This window comes from Nocardia yunnanensis, from assembly GCF_003626895.1.
Lineage (GTDB): Bacteria > Actinomycetota > Actinomycetes > Mycobacteriales > Mycobacteriaceae > Nocardia > Nocardia yunnanensis.
In genome coordinates this window covers 3,507,064-3,523,785 of sequence record NZ_CP032568.1, presented here as the reverse complement: position 1 = coordinate 3,523,785, position 16,722 = coordinate 3,507,064, and the positions used below count along the sequence as shown (strand labels likewise).

At 69.6% G+C, this 16,722-nt stretch carries 17 protein-coding genes; 6 read left to right on the top strand and 11 right to left on the bottom strand.

Annotated features, from left to right (window positions below; translation table 11 throughout):
- The 4 genes from D7D52_RS16345 to D7D52_RS16335 all read right to left on the bottom strand — a co-directional run bounded on the left by D7D52_RS16345 (position 1) and on the right by D7D52_RS16335 (position 3,385).
- The gene (locus D7D52_RS16345; protein ID WP_246023893.1) at positions 1-402 is read right to left on the bottom strand and encodes a roadblock/LC7 domain-containing protein; all 402 of its coding nucleotides are present in this window, start codon (positions 400-402) and stop codon (positions 1-3) included.
- A gap of 129 nt (positions 403-531) precedes the next feature.
- Positions 532-1,338, bottom strand: a complete 807-nt coding sequence (locus D7D52_RS37785; RefSeq protein WP_162958090.1) for a hypothetical protein — start codon at positions 1,336-1,338, stop codon at positions 532-534.
- Entirely contained in the window at positions 1,328-1,720 is a 393-nt protein-coding gene (locus tag D7D52_RS16340; protein WP_120737423.1) for a hypothetical protein, read from the bottom strand. The genes D7D52_RS37785 and D7D52_RS16340 overlap by 11 nt, the downstream gene beginning before the upstream one ends.
- A gap of 243 nt (positions 1,721-1,963) precedes the next feature.
- Complete coding sequence (locus D7D52_RS16335) at positions 1,964-3,385, bottom strand: short-chain fatty acyl-CoA regulator family protein (protein WP_120737421.1); 1,422 nt, start codon at positions 3,383-3,385, stop codon at positions 1,964-1,966.
- A gap of 350 nt (positions 3,386-3,735) precedes the next feature.
- Here D7D52_RS16335 and D7D52_RS39880 point away from each other — a divergent pair, with 350 nt between their 5' ends.
- The 3 genes from D7D52_RS39880 to D7D52_RS16320 all read left to right on the top strand — a co-directional run bounded on the left by D7D52_RS39880 (position 3,736) and on the right by D7D52_RS16320 (position 6,422).
- Entirely contained in the window at positions 3,736-4,635 is a 900-nt protein-coding gene (locus tag D7D52_RS39880) for a helix-turn-helix domain-containing protein (protein ID WP_120737419.1), read from the top strand.
- A gap of 653 nt (positions 4,636-5,288) precedes the next feature.
- Positions 5,289-5,510, top strand: a complete 222-nt coding sequence (locus D7D52_RS16325) for a DUF397 domain-containing protein (protein WP_120737417.1) — start codon at positions 5,289-5,291, stop codon at positions 5,508-5,510.
- A 39-nt stretch (positions 5,511-5,549) separates the two neighbouring features.
- Positions 5,550-6,422, top strand: a complete 873-nt coding sequence (locus D7D52_RS16320) for a hypothetical protein (protein WP_162958345.1) — start codon at positions 5,550-5,552, stop codon at positions 6,420-6,422.
- A gap of 10 nt (positions 6,423-6,432) precedes the next feature.
- On the opposite strand, the gene recG is transcribed toward D7D52_RS16320, so the two are convergent.
- Together recG and D7D52_RS16310 are read right to left on the bottom strand one after the other, a co-directional pair.
- A complete protein-coding gene (gene recG / locus D7D52_RS16315) occupies positions 6,433-8,712 on the bottom strand; it encodes an ATP-dependent DNA helicase RecG (RefSeq protein WP_120737413.1) in 2,280 nt (759 codons plus the stop codon).
- Between the two features lie 25 nt (positions 8,713-8,737).
- On the bottom strand, positions 8,738-10,522 hold the full coding sequence (locus D7D52_RS16310; RefSeq protein WP_246023892.1) for a DAK2 domain-containing protein: 1,785 nt from the start codon (positions 10,520-10,522) through the stop codon (positions 8,738-8,740).
- Between the two features lie 304 nt (positions 10,523-10,826).
- Between D7D52_RS16310 and rpmB the strand changes: the two genes are divergently transcribed.
- On the top strand, positions 10,827-11,018 hold the full coding sequence (gene rpmB, locus D7D52_RS16305; protein WP_011210730.1) for a 50S ribosomal protein L28: 192 nt from the start codon (positions 10,827-10,829) through the stop codon (positions 11,016-11,018).
- A gap of 91 nt (positions 11,019-11,109) precedes the next feature.
- Positions 11,110-11,610: a GNAT family N-acetyltransferase gene (locus D7D52_RS16300; protein ID WP_120737409.1), complete on the top strand. Its 501-nt coding sequence runs from the start codon at positions 11,110-11,112 to the stop codon at positions 11,608-11,610.
- A gap of 24 nt (positions 11,611-11,634) precedes the next feature.
- Here D7D52_RS16300 and D7D52_RS16295 read toward each other — a convergent pair whose 3' ends face one another.
- From D7D52_RS16295 to D7D52_RS16285, 3 genes are read right to left on the bottom strand one after another with little or no spacing between them, the layout of a single operon-like run.
- Positions 11,635-11,895, bottom strand: a complete 261-nt coding sequence (locus D7D52_RS16295) for a hypothetical protein (protein ID WP_120737407.1) — start codon at positions 11,893-11,895, stop codon at positions 11,635-11,637.
- 34 nt (positions 11,896-11,929) lie between these two features.
- Positions 11,930-12,607, bottom strand: coding sequence for a uracil-DNA glycosylase (locus D7D52_RS16290; RefSeq protein WP_120737406.1), 678 nt, complete (start codon positions 12,605-12,607; stop codon positions 11,930-11,932).
- 47 nt (positions 12,608-12,654) lie between these two features.
- A complete protein-coding gene (locus tag D7D52_RS16285) occupies positions 12,655-13,620 on the bottom strand; it encodes a thiamine-phosphate kinase (RefSeq protein ID WP_120744161.1) in 966 nt (321 codons plus the stop codon).
- Positions 13,621-13,729: 109 nt separating this feature from the next.
- Between D7D52_RS16285 and D7D52_RS16280 the strand changes: the two genes are divergently transcribed.
- Positions 13,730-14,434 (top strand): DUF3515 domain-containing protein, encoded by a 705-nt coding sequence (locus D7D52_RS16280; RefSeq protein WP_120737404.1) that lies wholly within the window; start codon positions 13,730-13,732, stop codon positions 14,432-14,434.
- Between the two features lie 64 nt (positions 14,435-14,498).
- Here D7D52_RS16280 and D7D52_RS16275 read toward each other — a convergent pair whose 3' ends face one another.
- Positions 14,499-15,596, bottom strand: coding sequence for a D-alanine--D-alanine ligase family protein (locus tag D7D52_RS16275; protein WP_120737402.1), 1,098 nt, complete (start codon positions 15,594-15,596; stop codon positions 14,499-14,501).
- 65 nt (positions 15,597-15,661) lie between these two features.
- A complete protein-coding gene (locus D7D52_RS16270) occupies positions 15,662-16,657 on the bottom strand; it encodes an NAD(P)H-dependent glycerol-3-phosphate dehydrogenase (RefSeq protein ID WP_120737400.1) in 996 nt (331 codons plus the stop codon).
- Positions 16,658-16,722 lie beyond the last annotated feature (65 nt).

Genomic DNA, 16,722 nt, shown 5'->3' with positions numbered 1-16,722 from the left:
TCACTTGGGGTTGGACGTCTGTAGGTTGGCGGCGGCCGGGTCGGCCGCGCCGGTCAGGGCCGCCAGCAGTTCGGCGATGGTGCGGGCGGCGGGCCGCGATTCCAGGTGCAGCCGGCCGACATTCGCGCCGGGCCCGGTGAGCACGGTGAGCGAGGCGGTCCAGCCGACGGCGTAGATCACGACGTCCCCGCCCTCGCCGTGCACCACCACCTCGTGGAAGCCGCCGCCATTGGCGGTGGTGGCCAGCCGATGCGACAGCGACAGCTGGGCAGCGGTCAGCGCGGCCATGCCCGCGGGCTCGATGTGCGCGGGCAGATCGTGCGCGATGAGCAGGCCGTCGGTGGATGCCACCAGGCTGCCGATCAACTGCGGTACCCGGTCCCGCAGGGCCTTGAGCTCCATGACTACCTGCGTGTTCGGTTCTGGGCCGGACATCGCCACTTTGGTCAACCTTCTTCCTATCAATTCACCGAGCCGCCTTCTCCGCGCGGTCACGCGAGTTCCTCCAAGGCCGCCTCCCTGTTCGTTCGTTCATGCCAGCTCCTCCAGCGCCGCCCGCAGGCGCACGAGCATGTCCCGGTCGGGCGGCTCCCAGCGGTCGGTGACGGCGACCGCTTCGGCCTGCCGCATCCGGCGACGCAGCGGCGGCACGAGATCCGGTGCGGCGCCGACGGTCTCGGCCCGGGCCGGAGCGATCGGCCGCGTGGGGGCCAGGGCGGCGGGAGGTTCGATGAGCCCGGCCGCGGTGAGTTCACGCACCGCGAGCAGGCAGCCATAGGTGGTGCGCCCCAGCAGTTCCGCCAGTCCGGTGACGGGCCGGCGCGCATCGGCGGCGGCCAGCACCTCGGCCTGACCGCCGGTGAGCACCACCCGCCGCCGGCGCACCCGCCGCACCGGCACCACCGCCACCCGGTCCACCAGTTCCACCGGCCACATGCCCGCGGTGGGATCGCCACGGCGCGCGCATTCGTGGATGAGCGCGCCGGGCGTGAGGCGGCAGGCGCGCGCCAGCCGATGCGGCGGCCCGGCCCGGAATTCCAGCGGTGCGGGCGCGGCCAGCAGCACGTAGGCGGCGTCGAAAATGGACAGTAGCGCAAGGGTTTCCAGCCGGGGGCTGGACAGTAGCGGGTCGTCCGCGCCGAGGCGAGCGCGCCGCCAATGCTCGGTGGTGGCCACTCCGGACGCCACCACCAATCGGTCCAGTCCGGCGGTGCGCTCGCAGTCGGCGGCCACGATCGCGCCGTCGACGAGGTGAAATGCGCCGTCGCCCACGGTGAGTACGCCGGTGCCGCGCTGCTGTTCGAGCCGGCGTAGTTCGACCACCAGTTCACTGTCCATGATCGTCCTCGGCAAATTCGGCGAGAACCGACCGCAGTTGATATCTCGCCATGGCGAGATTGCCGGTGTCGCCGTCGAAGAGGATGTGCACGAAAAGCCGCCCGTCGAAATCGCCGTCGATCAAATTCAGCAGGTGATATCCCCGCGTGCCGCACACGATGATCTCGGTGATGTCGTCGCCGGGCAGGCCGGTGACGAGGGCCGGTGAGGTGAGCACCGCCCGCACGACATCGGTTGCGGCAGCGGCGTCTTCGTGCTGATCGACCACGTCGTGACGCCCGGCCGCCGCGATGGCCAGACCGCTCGCGCCGTCCACCAGGGTGACGCTGCGAGCGCCGGGAATGTCCATGATGCGTTTGAGGCATCCGTCAATACCGATCACCGCGCCACGCCTTGTTATCGAGAGACTCCGAGCAAATCCAGACGCTACACATGATGTGCTCGTGATGTGCGGCAAACGCGCGATTAATCGACGGCTCTCATCATTCTCGCCGGTGACGTATCAAGAATACTCGACGGTATTCAGTACCTTTCGGTTTTGATGCAATGCGACGCAGTGGATATCCAAAATGGACGAAGGAATTGCCCATTACCGCACCGACTTTCCCCGCGATAGGGCAGAAAGTCACCGAGGCATACGGGGATACGGCAGATCCGAACTGGTGTGCTCGCTGATCGCCAGCGGGCGGCCGATCTGCGGGAAGGCCCGCTGGGCGCAGTTGGGCCGCTCGCACACCTTGCAGCCCGCGCCGATGGGCGCCGCCGCGCCCGGATCGTCCAGTTCCAGCCCACGCGAGTACACCAGCCGGTCGGCGTACTCGATATCGCAGCCCAGGCCGATGGCGAATTCCTTACCGGCGGTGCCGAATCCGGTCGGCGTCGGCGTGGTGGTGCGGGCCACCCACAGATACCGCCGCCCGTCGGGCATGGCGGCGATCTGGGTCAGCATGCGCCCGGGCTGATTGAACGCCTCGTGCACCACCCACAGCGGGCAGCTGCCGCCGACCCGGGAGAAGTGGAAGGCGGTGGCGGACTGCCGTTTCGAGATATTGCCGGCGCGATCGGTGCGGATCAGGAAGAACGGCACCCCACGCTGTCCCTGCCGCTGCAGGGTGCTCAGCCGATGGCAGACGGTCTCGAAGCCGACCTCGAAGCGCAGGCTCAGCAGGTCGATGTCGTAGTGCAGTTCCTCGGCGGAGCGCAGGAAGCGGCCGTAGGGCAGGATGAGCGCCCCCGCGAAGTAATTGGCCAGTCCGATCCGCGCCAGCGTGCGGGATTCGTCGGTGAGCGAGGGGCTTTCGTCGAGCACCTCGTCGAGCAGCGCGCCGTGCAGCAGGAAGGCGAGGGTGGTGGCGATCTGGAAGGCGCGCTGGCCGGGGCGCAGCCGCCGGGCCAGGGTGAGGGTGCGGGATTCGGGTTCGTAGTGGCGCTTGGGGATGTTCGGGTCGGCGCCGTCGCCGCGCACCAGCACGGTGACCCCGGCCCGCTCCTCGGCCACCCGCGCCAGCTGCCGGTCCAGCGAGCCGATGGTGAGCCCGCTCTCGTCGAACAGCCGCTCGGCCGCGAGATCCAGCTGGGCGATGTGATTGTGGTGATCGTAGAAGAAGTCGCGCACGTCCTCGTAGGGCATCGGGACGCCGGGCGCACCGGTGGGGGTGGCCACCTTGGAGGACAAAAGATCCAACTGGTCGGTCGCCGCGCGTAGTCGGCGGTGCATGGCCACAACGATTTTCGCGACCTCGGGCATGCGGGTGGCCAGATCCTCGACCTCGGCCACCGGCGCGGTATTGCCGCCCGCCGCCTCCACCAGGATCTCGTGCAGGTCCGAGACCAGCCGCGCGTCGGAGTCGGCGGCGAAGAACTGGACATCGAGGTCGAAGGTCGAATTCAGTTTGAGCAGTACGGGAATCGTGAGCGGCCGCTGGTCGCGCTCGAGCTGGTTGAGGTAGCTGGGGGACAGATCCAGGGATTTGGCCAAGGCCGCCTGGGTCATCCTCCGTTCCTCGCGCAACCGTCGTAGTCGGGCCCCCGCATACATCTTGCGCACGTGCAGGATGGTACCGAGTCGCCTTCGCAAACATCGCAATTTGGGGAGACTTGCCGCTACATCGCGGACTCTGCGTGGTAGTTAAGCCGAGCGCCGATCATGCGTAGCATGCGAATTCGGCGCTTTGGGCGGTTTCGCGCGCGAGTCCCCATCGTACGACCAACACGCCGCCACCGGTATGGAACGACGGGGCGAATGTGCGCCGAAATCCGGAAGATCAACCCCGTACCCGGTGAGCTTGGAATTCGCCGGCACGCCCGCGACACCGCCCGGCGACGCGCTTCTCGGTGCGGCTGTTCGCATTCGGCGCTACGGTTGTTCGCACCGACGGCTCGAGCTAGGAGACTCGCGTGCCCGCTGGCAAGACCGGTCCCAGCTCACCGCCCACCCAGCGGGTGATCGCGATCGTGGAGCTGCTGGCCGACGGCGCCGAGCCGCTCACCTCGGCCGAGATCGCCGACGGCCTCGCCCTCAACCGCTCCACCGCAGGCGCGATCCTGGCCACCCTCGCCGACCGCGGCTGGGTGCGCCGTCGGCCCGACCTGCGCTACGAACTCGGTCCCGCGCTCGCCGCCCTCGGCCGTCACGCCGCCGGCGACGACGACCACGCCTGGCTGGACCGGGAACTCGAGCAGCTCGCCGACCGGGTGGACTGCGGCGCGGCGCTGACCACCATCACCCTCGACCATGTCGAATTCCTCGCCGTCACCCGCGACCGCTACACCGTCGGCATCGAATCCGGCACCCGCATCCCCTTGCTCGCCCCGGCCGGCGCGGCGATCATCGCGCACTGGGGCACTGCCCGCCAACAGGATTGGCTCAACACCCGCGGCCCCGACCGCCGCGCGGACTACCGCGCCGCCCTCGCCACCCTGCGCGCCGCCGGCCACTGCGCCTGGCGGCTGGAATCCGACAGCCTCCCCAACACCCGGGTCCTCACCGAGGTGGCCGACCATCTCGCCGATCAGCCCGCCAGCAAGGAATTGCGCGGGCGGGTGCTGGCCCAGCTCGCCGCCATCGGCGGCACCGCCTACGACCAGGCCACCCTCGACCGCGATATCCCGCTGCCCGTGAGTTACATCAGCGCACCGGTTTTCGACGGCGGCGGCCATGCGGTCATGGAGTTGCAGATCGGTCCCCTACGCGAGGACGTGACCCCGGCCGAACGCCGGCACTACCTGGCCGAACTGGCCGCGTCCGCCCGCCGGATCGGCGACGGCGTCGACACGCACAGCACCCGCCGCTTCTGATCCGCATTCGGGCGCGGATGCGCGTTCGATTCGGGCCGGGCTGGGTATGGCCGGGGTGATCGAGAGGAGGCACCCGATGCGTTTGCGCGACAGGCAGATCGGCGCGGTCGATCGCTACCGTGACGAGGCGGCCGCGTCCGTCGTCAATGCAGGTAGACACGAGCAGCGCGAGGCATCGGCCCGGCAACCGCGGCCGGCCCTGGAATCCCGGAGTGCCATCGAATCGGCCAAAGCGGTCTTTTCGCATTCCGACGGCATCGGCCCCGGACGCGGCATTCCAGCTGATCCGGCGGCATTCGCGCAGCCCGCGGCCGCGATTGCGGACTGTTGCGCCCGCAATTGTCGAAGGGGGGCTTCGGGTTTGAATCCTCATTCCGGATCACCGATATGCGAGCGATATCGGGCACACACCCAGCATCGATTCGGTAGTGTGATCGGCGTCGAACACTCGATCCGGAGTTACCCTCCGGCCGAACCTGTTCCGCCCGAGCCCCCGGTGGATCGCTCGACAGCGACCGCGCCTGCCAGGGGGTACCGATGATCGCAACTTCACTCAGCCGATGCCAGACGGCGTTGTCCCGCATCGTGGGCCCGTCCGGCCGCGTTCCCTTGCCCCGAGTCCGGACCAATCGACGAAAGGAAGGCCATCGACCATGATCACCAAGGCAGACCTGCCTACTGGACTCTCGCTGCGCACCAGCACCGCCAGCGGACCCAACGGCAGCTGCGTCCAGGTCGGGTATTGGCCCGGCCGCGGTGTCGTCGTCGCGCACAGCAAGGAAGCCGACAACGGTGCGGTACTGCTCTTCTCCGCCCGCGAGTGGGAAGCCTTCATCCAAGGCGTCAAAGCCGACGAATTTCCGGCCGCCGGATAGCCGCCGACCGGACGCCACGCCCCCGACCGGTTAGGTTCGATGGCTGTGGCGTTCGAATTCCGGGTCGGGGACATCATCGACATGTCCTGTCCGTTCACCCCGACGCGGGTGCACGCGGTGCGCGACGACGAGATCGTCGTCGAATGGCCCTGGCCGACCGCGGATCCGGACAGCGCGGGGGCCGGCGAGAACGGCCTCGTGGGGTTGCCGGCCGGACCCCGGACGCCGGGCTGGGATCGGGAGCTGTTCCGAATCCGGCCCCGGCCCGGCGATCTCGCCGCGGGCGACGAATGCCAGGTGGGGATTCCATCGATCCTGATTCGCGTGATCGCGGTACGCCCTCTCGAACCGACCCGCGCGACCGGACGGCGGCCCCGGCCGCGCCGGGAGATCGAATACCTGCCCGCGGGCCCGCCGCTCACGGCCCCGGCGAGCGCCGTGTTCGACCCGGACGACGGCATTCCGCGTGTGCTCGAATTGCGGTTCCGCCCTTACGCGTTCCTCGAGCCCGGCGACGAAGTCGCCGATGCCCGCGCCCGGGTGTGGCGGTTCGAGACGGCATGGGAGTGGCGGCCCTTCGACGGGCGCGCCGGGGAGGCGCCGACCTGGCCGCTCATGCTGCTGACCCGGCACGGCGACAGCGGCGACGATTCGGCCGCGGTCGACGTCGGTGAGGCGACCCAGACCGGTTCGCATCACGAGGAACTCGCGCAGTGGGCCGAGCTGGCAGGGCTGGACGCCGGGCCCGACGGGGAGGCCGAACTCGACCGTCACACCGGATTCGCGGACGACACCGGATTGGCGGACGACGTCGGATTCGATCCCGAACCCGACACCGACCTCCTCGACACCGATCTCGGCGGCGAATCCGATTTCGACGGCGAGCCGGTACCGGCCGAACCCGCCGACTGACCCACCGGGCTCAGGACTTCGCCAGATACTCCAGGCGTTCGCCGTCCACCGCCGCGCGCATCATGCTCGCCAGGCCCGGATGGTTGGTCAGCCCCGGATCCGATTCCACGATCTGCCGCGCCATTTCCTGTGCGGCCGTGATGACTTCGAGGTCGTCCAGCAGCGAGAGCAGCCTCAGGCTGCGGGCGGTGCCGGACTGCGCGGCACCCAGCACGTCACCCTCGCGGCGCTGGCGCAGATCGAGGACGGCGAGTTCGAAACCGTCGGTCGTGGCCGCCACCGCCTCGAGCCGCGCCATCGCCGTGCCCACCGGATTGGTCTCGGTGATCAGCAGGCACAGGCCCGCGTGCTTGCCCCGGCCGACGCGGCCGCGCAGCTGATGCAGCTGGCTCACGCCGAAGCGGTCCGCGTCCACGATCACCATCACCGTGGCGTTCGGAACGTCGACGCCGACCTCGACCACGGTGGTGCACACCAGCACATCCAGCTCGGCGTCGTTGAAGGCCCGCATCACCCGGTCCTTCTCGTCGGCGGGCAGGCGGCCGTGCAGCAGGCCCACCCGCAGATCCTTCAGCGGGCCCGAACCGAGCATCTCGTACATGTCCAGGGCCGAATGGGTGGTCGGGGCTTCCTTGTCCTCCTCGGATTTCACCTTGCGGCCCTTGGCCTTCGCGCCCTTCGGATTGTCTTCCTCGTCGCCGATGCGCGAGCACACCACATACGCCTGCCGGCCCGCGCCGACCTCCTCGCGAATGCGCTCCCACGCCCGGTCCACCCAGGACGGCTTCACCTTGGCGGGAACGACTTTCGAGGTGATCGGGGAGCGGCCGCGCGGCAGCTGGGTGAGCACGGAGGTCTCCAGATCACCCAGCGTGGTCATGGCGATGGTGCGCGGGATCGGGGTGGCGGTCATCACCAGCAGATGCGGGCTCGCGCCGTCTTTGGCCTTGGCGCGCAACGCGTCTCGCTGCTCGACGCCGAAGCGGTGCTGCTCGTCGACCACCACCATGCCGAGATCGAAGAACTCGACATTGTCCTGGATCAGCGCGTGCGTGCCGATCACCAGGCCCGCCTCGCCGGTGACCGCGTCGAGCAGGGCGGCGCGCTTCTGACCCGCCGACATGGAACCGGTCACCAGCACCACCTTGGTGGCCTGCTCGGCCGCGCCCAGCTCGCCGGCGTTGCCGAGATCGCCGAGCATCTTGGTCAGCGACCGATAGTGCTGTGCGGCAAGGACTTCCGTGGGCGCGAGCAGCGCGCACTGCTGGCCGCTGTCGACCACCTGCAGCATGGCGTGCAGGGCGACGATGGTCTTGCCCGAACCCACCTCGCCCTGCAGCAGGCGATGCATCGGATGGGTGCGCGACAGATCCGCGGAGATCTCGTCGATGACCGTGCGCTGGCCCTCGGTCAGCTCGAACGGCAGGCGCTTGTCGAAGGCGGCGGCGATGCCGTCGGTGCGCGGCGGGCACGGGCGGGCGGTGCGGCCCTCCGTCTGGTGGCGGCGCTCGGCCAGCACCAACTGCAAGGCCATCGCCTCGTCGAAACGCAAACGGCCGCGGGCGGCTTCGATATCGGACTTGCGTTCGGGTAGGTGGATCAGGCGCAGGGCGTCCGAGACCGGCAACAGCTGATGCTCGGTGATCAGGGCCTCCGGCAGCGGATCGTCCACCGGATCCAGCTGATCGAGCACCTGGCGCACGCAGCGCAGCAGATCCCAGCTCTGCACCTTCGCCGTCGACGGGTAGACGGGGATGAATTCGCGTTCGAAGAACGACATGTCGATGCCGCCCGCGCCCTTCGCGCTCTGCGCCAGACCGCGCAGCGCGCCGCCGCCGTGCACCGAGGTCAGGTTCTCGACCGAGCCGTCGCCCTTCTGCGGCAGGATCAGATAGTCGGGGTGCGAGAGGTTCCAGCGATTCGGCTGCCAGTAGTGCACGGTGCCCGACATCATCGCGCGCACACCCTCTTTCACCAGGTGGCGCACCTTGTCACCGCTGAAGAAGGTGATGTCTACGGGTTTGGCGCCACCGGCGTCCAGCGCCACCTTGAGCAGACTGCCCTTGCGGTTCTTCATGGGCCGCAGGTCGGTCTTGGTGACGCGGCCGATCACCGTCAGATGCGCGCCCTCCTCGGGCTCCTCCTCGGTGAGCGGCTGTCCCTGCGTGGCGTAGCGCAGCGGATAGTGACGCAGCAGATCCTCCACGGTCTGCATGTCGAAGCTCTCCTGCAACCCCTCGGCCGCCTTGACTCCGAGCACGTGGTCGAGCCGATCAGCCAGCCTGGCCATCTATGTCACCCCATTCTGCACGGCGTTACTCCACCCCGATCTGCACTACGTCCCCCGGCTGCCCGCCCGGATACACGGCCACCTCCACGCCCGGGAACCCGGCGGCCACATGTTCCGCCAGCTCCTGCGAAAGACCTTCCGGCGCATCGCATCCGATGAGCATGGTCACCAATTCCCCACCCAGCCCGAGCATTCGGTCCAGCAGCGTGCGGCCCGCGGCCCGCACCTCCGAATCGATCACCACCACATCGTGACCGACCAGGCCCAGCCCGTCACCCGCCTCGCACATACCCACCATCGTCAACGCCCGCTCCGGCGCGACTCGCACCGCGCCCCAGCGGGTTCCGGCCGCAGCCTCCGACATGGCGAAGGCGTCGTCCGCGGCCGCGCGCCCGGCATCGTGCATGGCCAGCGCCGCCAGTCCCTGCACCATCGACCCGCACGGCAGCATCAGTACCTCCCGCTGCCCGTCGCGCGCCGCCACACTCACCGCCACCAGTTCGTGCGCCGGCAACGCCCCGTTGGGCAACACCAGCACCTCCCGATGCGGGATCCCGCGAATCGCTTCGAGCAGCGTCTCCGAGGTCGCCTCCCCCTCGAGCACGGTCGCCCCCGCGTCCTGAAACAACCGCACCGCACCCGCACCCGACGCCACCGCCAGGATCCCGCGATCCGACACCCCGTCGAGCGCGTGCCCCGCACCGACCAACGTCTCGATCCGAATATCGCTCACCTCCCCCGCCGCGAGCCCCGCCTCCACCGCGGCCCCCGCGTCCGCGCAATGCACATGCGACGACCACGTCCGATCGCCATCCCCCACCACAACCACCGAATCCCCCAGCCCCCCAAGCCTTTCCCGCAACACCCCAATCCGCCCCTCATCCGTCCCCCGCACCAGAAACATCACCTCATAATGCGGCGTAACCACCCCCCCACCCGCCACCCCAGCATCCCCACCCGCAACCCCGGCCCGCCCACCCGCCATCCCGGCCCGCCCACCCGTCATCCCGGCATGCTTTTGGCCGGGATCCACCGCCGCAGTGTGGATTCCGGCCAAAAGCGCGCCGGAATGACGGGCTGGTTGGTCGGCATCACGGGGTGCTTCGCCGGAACGACCGGCGGCATTGCCGGCCGCGTGTTCCGGGCCGCCCCGGCGGTAGGCGGGTCGGGTCGGCGCGCTGCCACCGGCGGCCACCACCAATTCGTCCAGCAGCACCAGCAATCCGCGCGCGCCCGCGTCCACCACTCCCGCCTCGCGCAGCACGCCCAATTGGGCGGGCGTCTCGCCCAGCGCCTTGGCCGCACCGTCGGCCGCGGCCTGGGCCACCGCCACCAGATCCGGTTCCGCGCAATCGGCGGCCCGCTCGGCCGCGCGGTCCAGCACGGTGAGCATCGTCCCCTCGACCGGCGAACTCAGCGCCTCGCGCACCAGCCGCGCCGCCCGCCGCAACGCGACCCGCAGCGACCGCTCGGTCAGCGGCCCGTCCACCGCCGCATCCGCGATCCCCCGCAGCACCTGCGACAGGATGATCCCCGAATTCCCCCGCGCCCCGATGGTCGCCGCCCGCGCCATGGCCGCCGCGACCTCGTGTACTTCGGGTCCGGCCGCGTCGGCGGCGAGGTCGGCGGCTTCCGCACCGCGCACGGCTGCCCGCATGGTGCTGAGCAGGTTGGTGCCGGTGTCGGAATCGGGGACGGGGAAGACATTGAGGGCGTTGATCTCGTCCCGGTGACGTTCGAGGGCGGCGAGGACCGCGCGCCCCCAGCGCAGCAGGGCAGTACCGTCGAGCGCGTCCGCTACCCCGGGCACCGTCACCGTCCTTCCGCACCACTCGTGGAATCCCGCAGCCAGCCTAGTCGCGAAGTCCGACACCGCGCGGTCACCTGGCATTCGTACGGCGCATACGGAACGGGTGGCGGGGACCCAATTGGACATGCCGGGGAGCGGTTGGCTACTCTTGTGCGGTTGCCTCACGCAGGCACGGTCCTGCCCTCTCAGGTATCGGTCCGCGTTGACCAGCTATTCGCTGGTAGGTACGTCCAAGACATTAGGCTTTCGGACACGCTGTACACCGTGCAGCGCGTCCCACTATGACATGAAGGAGCTCGCGACTATGGCTGCCGTCTGTGACGTCTGCGCCAAGGGCCCCGGCTTCGGTAAGTCGGTTTCGCACTCGCACCGGCGCACCAACCGTCGCTGGAACCCGAACATCCAGACCGTGCGCGCCCAGGTTGCCCCGGGCAACACCCGCCGCATGAACGTCTGCACCTCCTGCCTGAAGGCGGGCAAGGTCGTTCGCGGCTGATACCAGCTTTTCGTCGAAAGCCCCGGCACCCAGAATGGGTACGCCGGGGCTTTCGTCGTATACCCGGACCGGAATTCGATCGGGGTGGGAAATGAGTGAGTGGCAGGTCGTTCCACTGGCCGCGGAGCAGGTGCGTGGCATGTCCGAATGCCATATCGCGTGCTGGCGTGAGTCGTACGCCGGCCTGGTGCCGCAGCATGTGCTCGACGCCTTCGATCTCGACCGTCGCGCCCAGGCGTGGGAGCGCATCCGGGTCGAGTATCCGGGCCGGATAGTGGTGGCCGTGCACGACGACGGCACCGTCATCGGCTTCGCGAGCAGCGGGCCCCCTCGCGACGAATCACCCGTCGCGGAACGTGAACTCAGCGCCCTCTACGTCCGTGCCGCCTATTACGGCACCGGGGTGGCGCAGGAGCTGATGGCGCGGGTGCTGAGCCCCGACGCCGATACCGCGCTGTGGGTCTTCGAGGAGAACCCGCGCGCGCAAGCGTTCTATCGAAAGTACGGCTTCGAACTCGACGGCGAACGCCGAGCCGAAGCCTTCACTCCCGCAATCCAAGTGCGGATGGTGCGCCGGGCCCCGACGCGCTGAACCAGCACGCCCGGCGCGGAATCCCTACGCCGCGCCGTTGAGGCAGTCCACCTGCTGGCTGATCGACTGCACCACGCACGCCAGGCGCGAGGTGACATTCGACGACAATCCGCTCACGCTATTGGTGTCGAACAGGCTGCCGACGGGTTGGACCGTCTGATGCGTGGTGTCGGGGGTGTAGTTCTCCAGCGGCAGGCCCTCGGCATTGGCCACGGCCGGGGCCGCGGCCAGCGCCGCACCCGCGGCCAATGCGACGAAAACACCACGGGCAGTCTTGTTCTGCATGCACAGCTCCTGAATCAGGTCATCGGGGTTCGCACTACGGCAGACGCCAGTCCACCGGCGCGGCACCTAATGTACCCAGCAATTCGTTGGTTCGGGAGAAAGGCCGAGATCCGAAGAATCCGCGCGAAGCCGACAGCGGTGAGGGATGGGCGGATTCGATGTACGGCGTGCTGCCCAGCATGGGCTTCAGGGTCGAGGCGTCGCGGCCCCACAGGATCGCCACCAGCGGCTGGTCGCGGGCCACGAGCGCGCGAATTGCCTGCTCGGTCACCGCTTCCCAGCCCTTGCCGCGATGCGAGGCCGGCTGGCCCGGCTGCACCGTGAGGACGCGGTTGAGCATGAGCACGCCCTGATCGCACCACGGCGAGAGGTCGCCGTTGGACGGCATCGGCACGCCGAGGTCCTTGGTCAGCTCCGAGTAGATGTTCGACAGGCTGCGCGGAATGGGCGAAACGTCCGGAGCCACCGAGAAACTCAGGCCCACCGGATGTCCCGGCGTCGGATACGGGTCCTGGCCGACGATCAGCACCCGGACCTTGTCGAAGGGCCGCTGGAAGGCTCGCAGCACATGCTCGCCCTTCGGGAGATAGCCACGCCCCTCGGCGTTTTCGATCCGCAGGAACTCGCCCATCGCGGCAATTCGGTCGGCCACCGGTTCGAGGGCCTCGGCCCAGCCCGTATCGATGACTTCCGACAGTGGTTTCGCACCCATGTCGGGAAAACTTATCCTGTCGAGTTCCATCGCGTCACCGCACCCGCCTAGGCGAAGGATTCCCATCCGCCGAGCCCGGATCGCGGGGCGCCGTCGACGGTCACGCCCGAACCTGCGCGAACCCGGCCGACCCGCACCCAGCCTTCGGGCAAATCGGTCGAATCGGTGAAGGTCGCGGCGAAGGCGTGGTCCTCGCCGCCGGCCAGAATCCAGTCAAGGGGGTTGACGCCCAACGCCTTCCCGGCCGCCTCCAGCTCGGGCACGGCCAGTGCCGCGGCCGTGAGATCGATGGCCACGCCGGAGGATTCGGCGATATGCCCGAGATCGGCGAGCAGGCCGTCGGAGACATCGGTGAGCGCGGTGATCTCGACGGTGTCGGGCAGCTCCAGCACGGCTTCGTAGGGCGGCTGCGGAACACGGTGCACGGCAACCACTTCCGCGAATTCGGTGAGCAGGTCAGCGCTGGGCGCGTCGGGGGCGTCCGCGGTCGCTGCCGACAGCACCGCCAGTCCCGCACCCGACCAGCCGAGCTTTCCCGCCACGGCGACCACATCGCCCGGCCGCGCACCCGACAGCCGGATGGGCGCGCGGCGCGGATCACCGCACGCCGTCACCGAGATGATGAGCAGCGGGCTGCGGACCATGTCGCCGCCGGCGATGGACGCTCCGGCCCGCCCCGCTTCCGCCCACAGACCGTCGGCCAGCTCTCGCACGAACTCGACGGGGGTGTCCGACGGGCAACCCAGTCCCACCACGAACGCGCTGGGCACCGCGCCCATGGCCACCACGTCCGCGGCGTTCTGCGCGATGGCCTTGCGGCCGATGTCGTGGGCGCTCGACCAGTCGGTGCGGAAGTGGCGGTCCTGCACCAGCATGTCGGTGGTCACCACGAACCGGCCCTCGGGCGCGGCGATCACCGCGGCGTCGTCGCCCGGGCCGAGGAGCACGCCCGGCGTCTGCGTGCGGCCCGCGTTCACCAGCGCGATGAGCCCGAATTCCCCGAGCTCGCCCACGGTCCGCGCGCTCGCTCCGGACTGCGGCCTGCTGCTGGCGGTGATGACGGTCTCCTTCGAGGCGAGTGCGATGCGGTCGGCTGACCGCTCGACGGTACCCTCGTTCCCGATGAGCAACGACACCCGCGACACGCAACCGGACGCCGAGGACGCCGCCCCGGACACCGCCCGAGCCGCCGCCGACGGCGATGCGGTGCAGGCCGAGACCGCCACGCCGCAGCAGGCCGACGACGACGCGGCCGCGTACGAGATTCGCCGCTCCCCGGCGCTCATCGCCACCGCCGTGGCCCTGCCGGTCGCGCTGGTCGTCGGCCTGATCGTGCTGGGCGTGCTCGCCAACCGCCATCACAGCCGCGACCCCCTCGCCCTGGGCGCGGTCCCGGCCCCGGCGGCGTCGAGTCCCCAGTGCGCGGCGCTGATGTCCGCGCTGCCCGACAAGATCGGCGACTACACCACCTCCGAGCTGATGCAGCCCGCTCCCGCCGCCACCCACGCCTGGCAGCTGCCCGACGGCGGCGACCCGATCGTGGTGCGCTGCGGCCTGGACCGCCCGCAGGAGTTCAACAAGGCGTCGGCGACCAACCAGATCCAAACCCCCAAGGCCGCCAACGGCGACCAGGGCGTCAACTGGTTCGAGCTGCGCGATCCGTCCAGCGGCGTCACCTCCGGCACCCACTGGGCCGTGGACCGCGGCATCTACATCGCCCTGACCATGCCCGACAACGCCGGAGCGACTCCCCTGCAAGACGTTTCGGCCGCGATCCAGCAGACCATCCCCCAGCAAGCGATGGACCCCAACCCGCTGCCGAACTGACAGATATCTTCCGGACGGGGCTACGGCCCTCCGGCAAAGCCGGGTGGCGCGTAGCCGGATCCCGTCAGCGCAGGCCGGTGCCGCGGGTGCGGGCGGTTTCGATGAGGGTGGTCACCAGGGTGCGGTTGTCGATGCCGGTGGCCTCCCACATGCGGGGGTACATGGAGATGGCGGTGAAGCCGGGCATGGTGTTGATCTCGTTGATGACCGGGCCGTCGGCGGTGACGAAGAAGTCGACGCGCGCCAGGCCCTGGCAGTCCAGCGCCCGGAACGCGCGCACGGCCAGCTCCCGAATCTGCTGGGACACATCGTCGTCCAGTTTGGCGGGGACGTCGAACTCGCAGACGTCGTCGAGGTATTTGGTGTCGAAGTCGTAGAAGTCGGGGGCTTCGGTGTCGTCCTCGGGCATCCGAATCTCCGCCACCACACTGGCTTCCACCCCGCCGTCGGGGAATTCCAGGACGCCGCACTCGACTTCGCGGCCCACGATGCCGGCCTCCACGATCACCTTCGGATCATGGTGGCGCGCAACGGTGATGGCGGCGTCGAGGTCGTCCCAGCTGTCTACCTTGGTGATGCCGATGGACGATCCGCCGCGGGCGGGCTTGACGAACACCGGCAGGCCCAGCCGCTCGCGGTCGGCGTCGGCGACGGTGGCGACGCCGGGGCGCAACACCACCTGCACGCCGACCGGAAGTCCTTCGGCGGCAAGGAGTTTCTTGGTGAACTCCTTGTCCATGCCGGCCGCGCTGGCCAGCACGCCGGGACCGACGTAGGGCAGTTCGGCCAACTCCAGCAGGCCCTGCAGGGTGCCGTCCTCGCCGAACGCGCCGTGCAGTACCGGGAACACCACGTCCACGGTGCCCAGCACCGCCTCCTTGCCGTCCAGCGGTACCAGTGCGCCGGCCCGCGACGGGTCGGCGGTCAGCGCCAGCGCGGTCCCGGTGGCGTCGACCGTGGGTAGCGCGCGGTCCGGCGCGGTGAGCGCGCGGGGGTCCGCATCGCCGAGCACCCAGGTGCCCTCGCGCGTGATCCCGATCGGAACCGCCTCGTACCGTTCGGGATCGAGGCTCGCCAGCACGGTGCGCGCGGACACGCACGACACGCCGTGCTCATTGCTGCGGCCGCCGAACACCACCGCCACCCTGGTCCTGTTGGTCATGCCCGGAACCGTACCCGGTCGAATATGGCGGCGGTGTTACGCGGTCACCCCGGCTCGGCGGTCGGTCATTCCGATTTCAGGCGGCGGCCCTGCAATTGCCCGACCGCCTCGGCGGCCGACATACCCTCGTGGCACACCTGGTGCACGGCGTTGGTCAGCGGCATCTCGACCCCGTGCGCGGCGGCCAGCGCCCGCACCGATGTGCAGGACTTCACACCCTCCACGACCTGGCCATGAGTCGCCTCGAGCGCGGTCTCCATGGACCCGCCCGCGCCCAGCGCGTGCCCGAAGGAGCGATTGCGCGACAGCGGCGAGGTGCAGGTGGCCACCAGGTCGCCCACCCCGGCGAGCCCGGCGAAGGTGACCGGTTCCGCGCCCACCGCCACGCCCAGCCGGATGATCTCGGCCAGCCCGCGGGTGATGAGGGTGGCAATCGAGTTGTCGCCCAACCCCATTCCCGAGGCGATACCGCAGGCCAGCGCGATGACGTTCTTGCACGCCCCGCCGATCTCGCAGCCGATCACATCGCTGTTGGTGTACGGCCGGAAATAGCCGGTGGCACAGGCATGCTGGACCGCCTCCGCCCGCGCCACGTCCGGGCAGGCCACCACCGTCGCGGCGGGCTGCCCCGCGGCGATCTCGTGCGAGAGGTTGGGCCCCGACAGCACCGCGATCCGGTTCGCGTCCGCCCCGCTGACCTCCGCGATCACCTGGCTCATGCGCAGCAGCGTCCCAGTCTCGATCCCCTTGGCCAAGCTCAACAGCGTCGCCTCGGCGGGAATGAGATCCTTCCAGGCCGCCAGATTGGCGCGCAACGACTGCGACGGCACCGCCAGCACCACGATGTCGGCCCCCTCGAGCGCCACCGCGGGATCCTCGGTAGCCCCCATCGACGGCAGTTCGACATCCGGCAGATACCACGGATTACGATGCTCACTCGCCAGCGCCTTCGCCACCTCCGGCCGCCGCGCCCACATGGTGGTCTCGGTTCCCGCCTCCGCCAACACCTTCGCGAACGCGGTCCCCCACGACCCCGCGCCCAACACCGCTGCCCTAGCCATCCGACAAATATATGCGTGCACGCCTGCAGCCACGCTGTGTGTCGCCGCACGAAGAATTCGAAGCC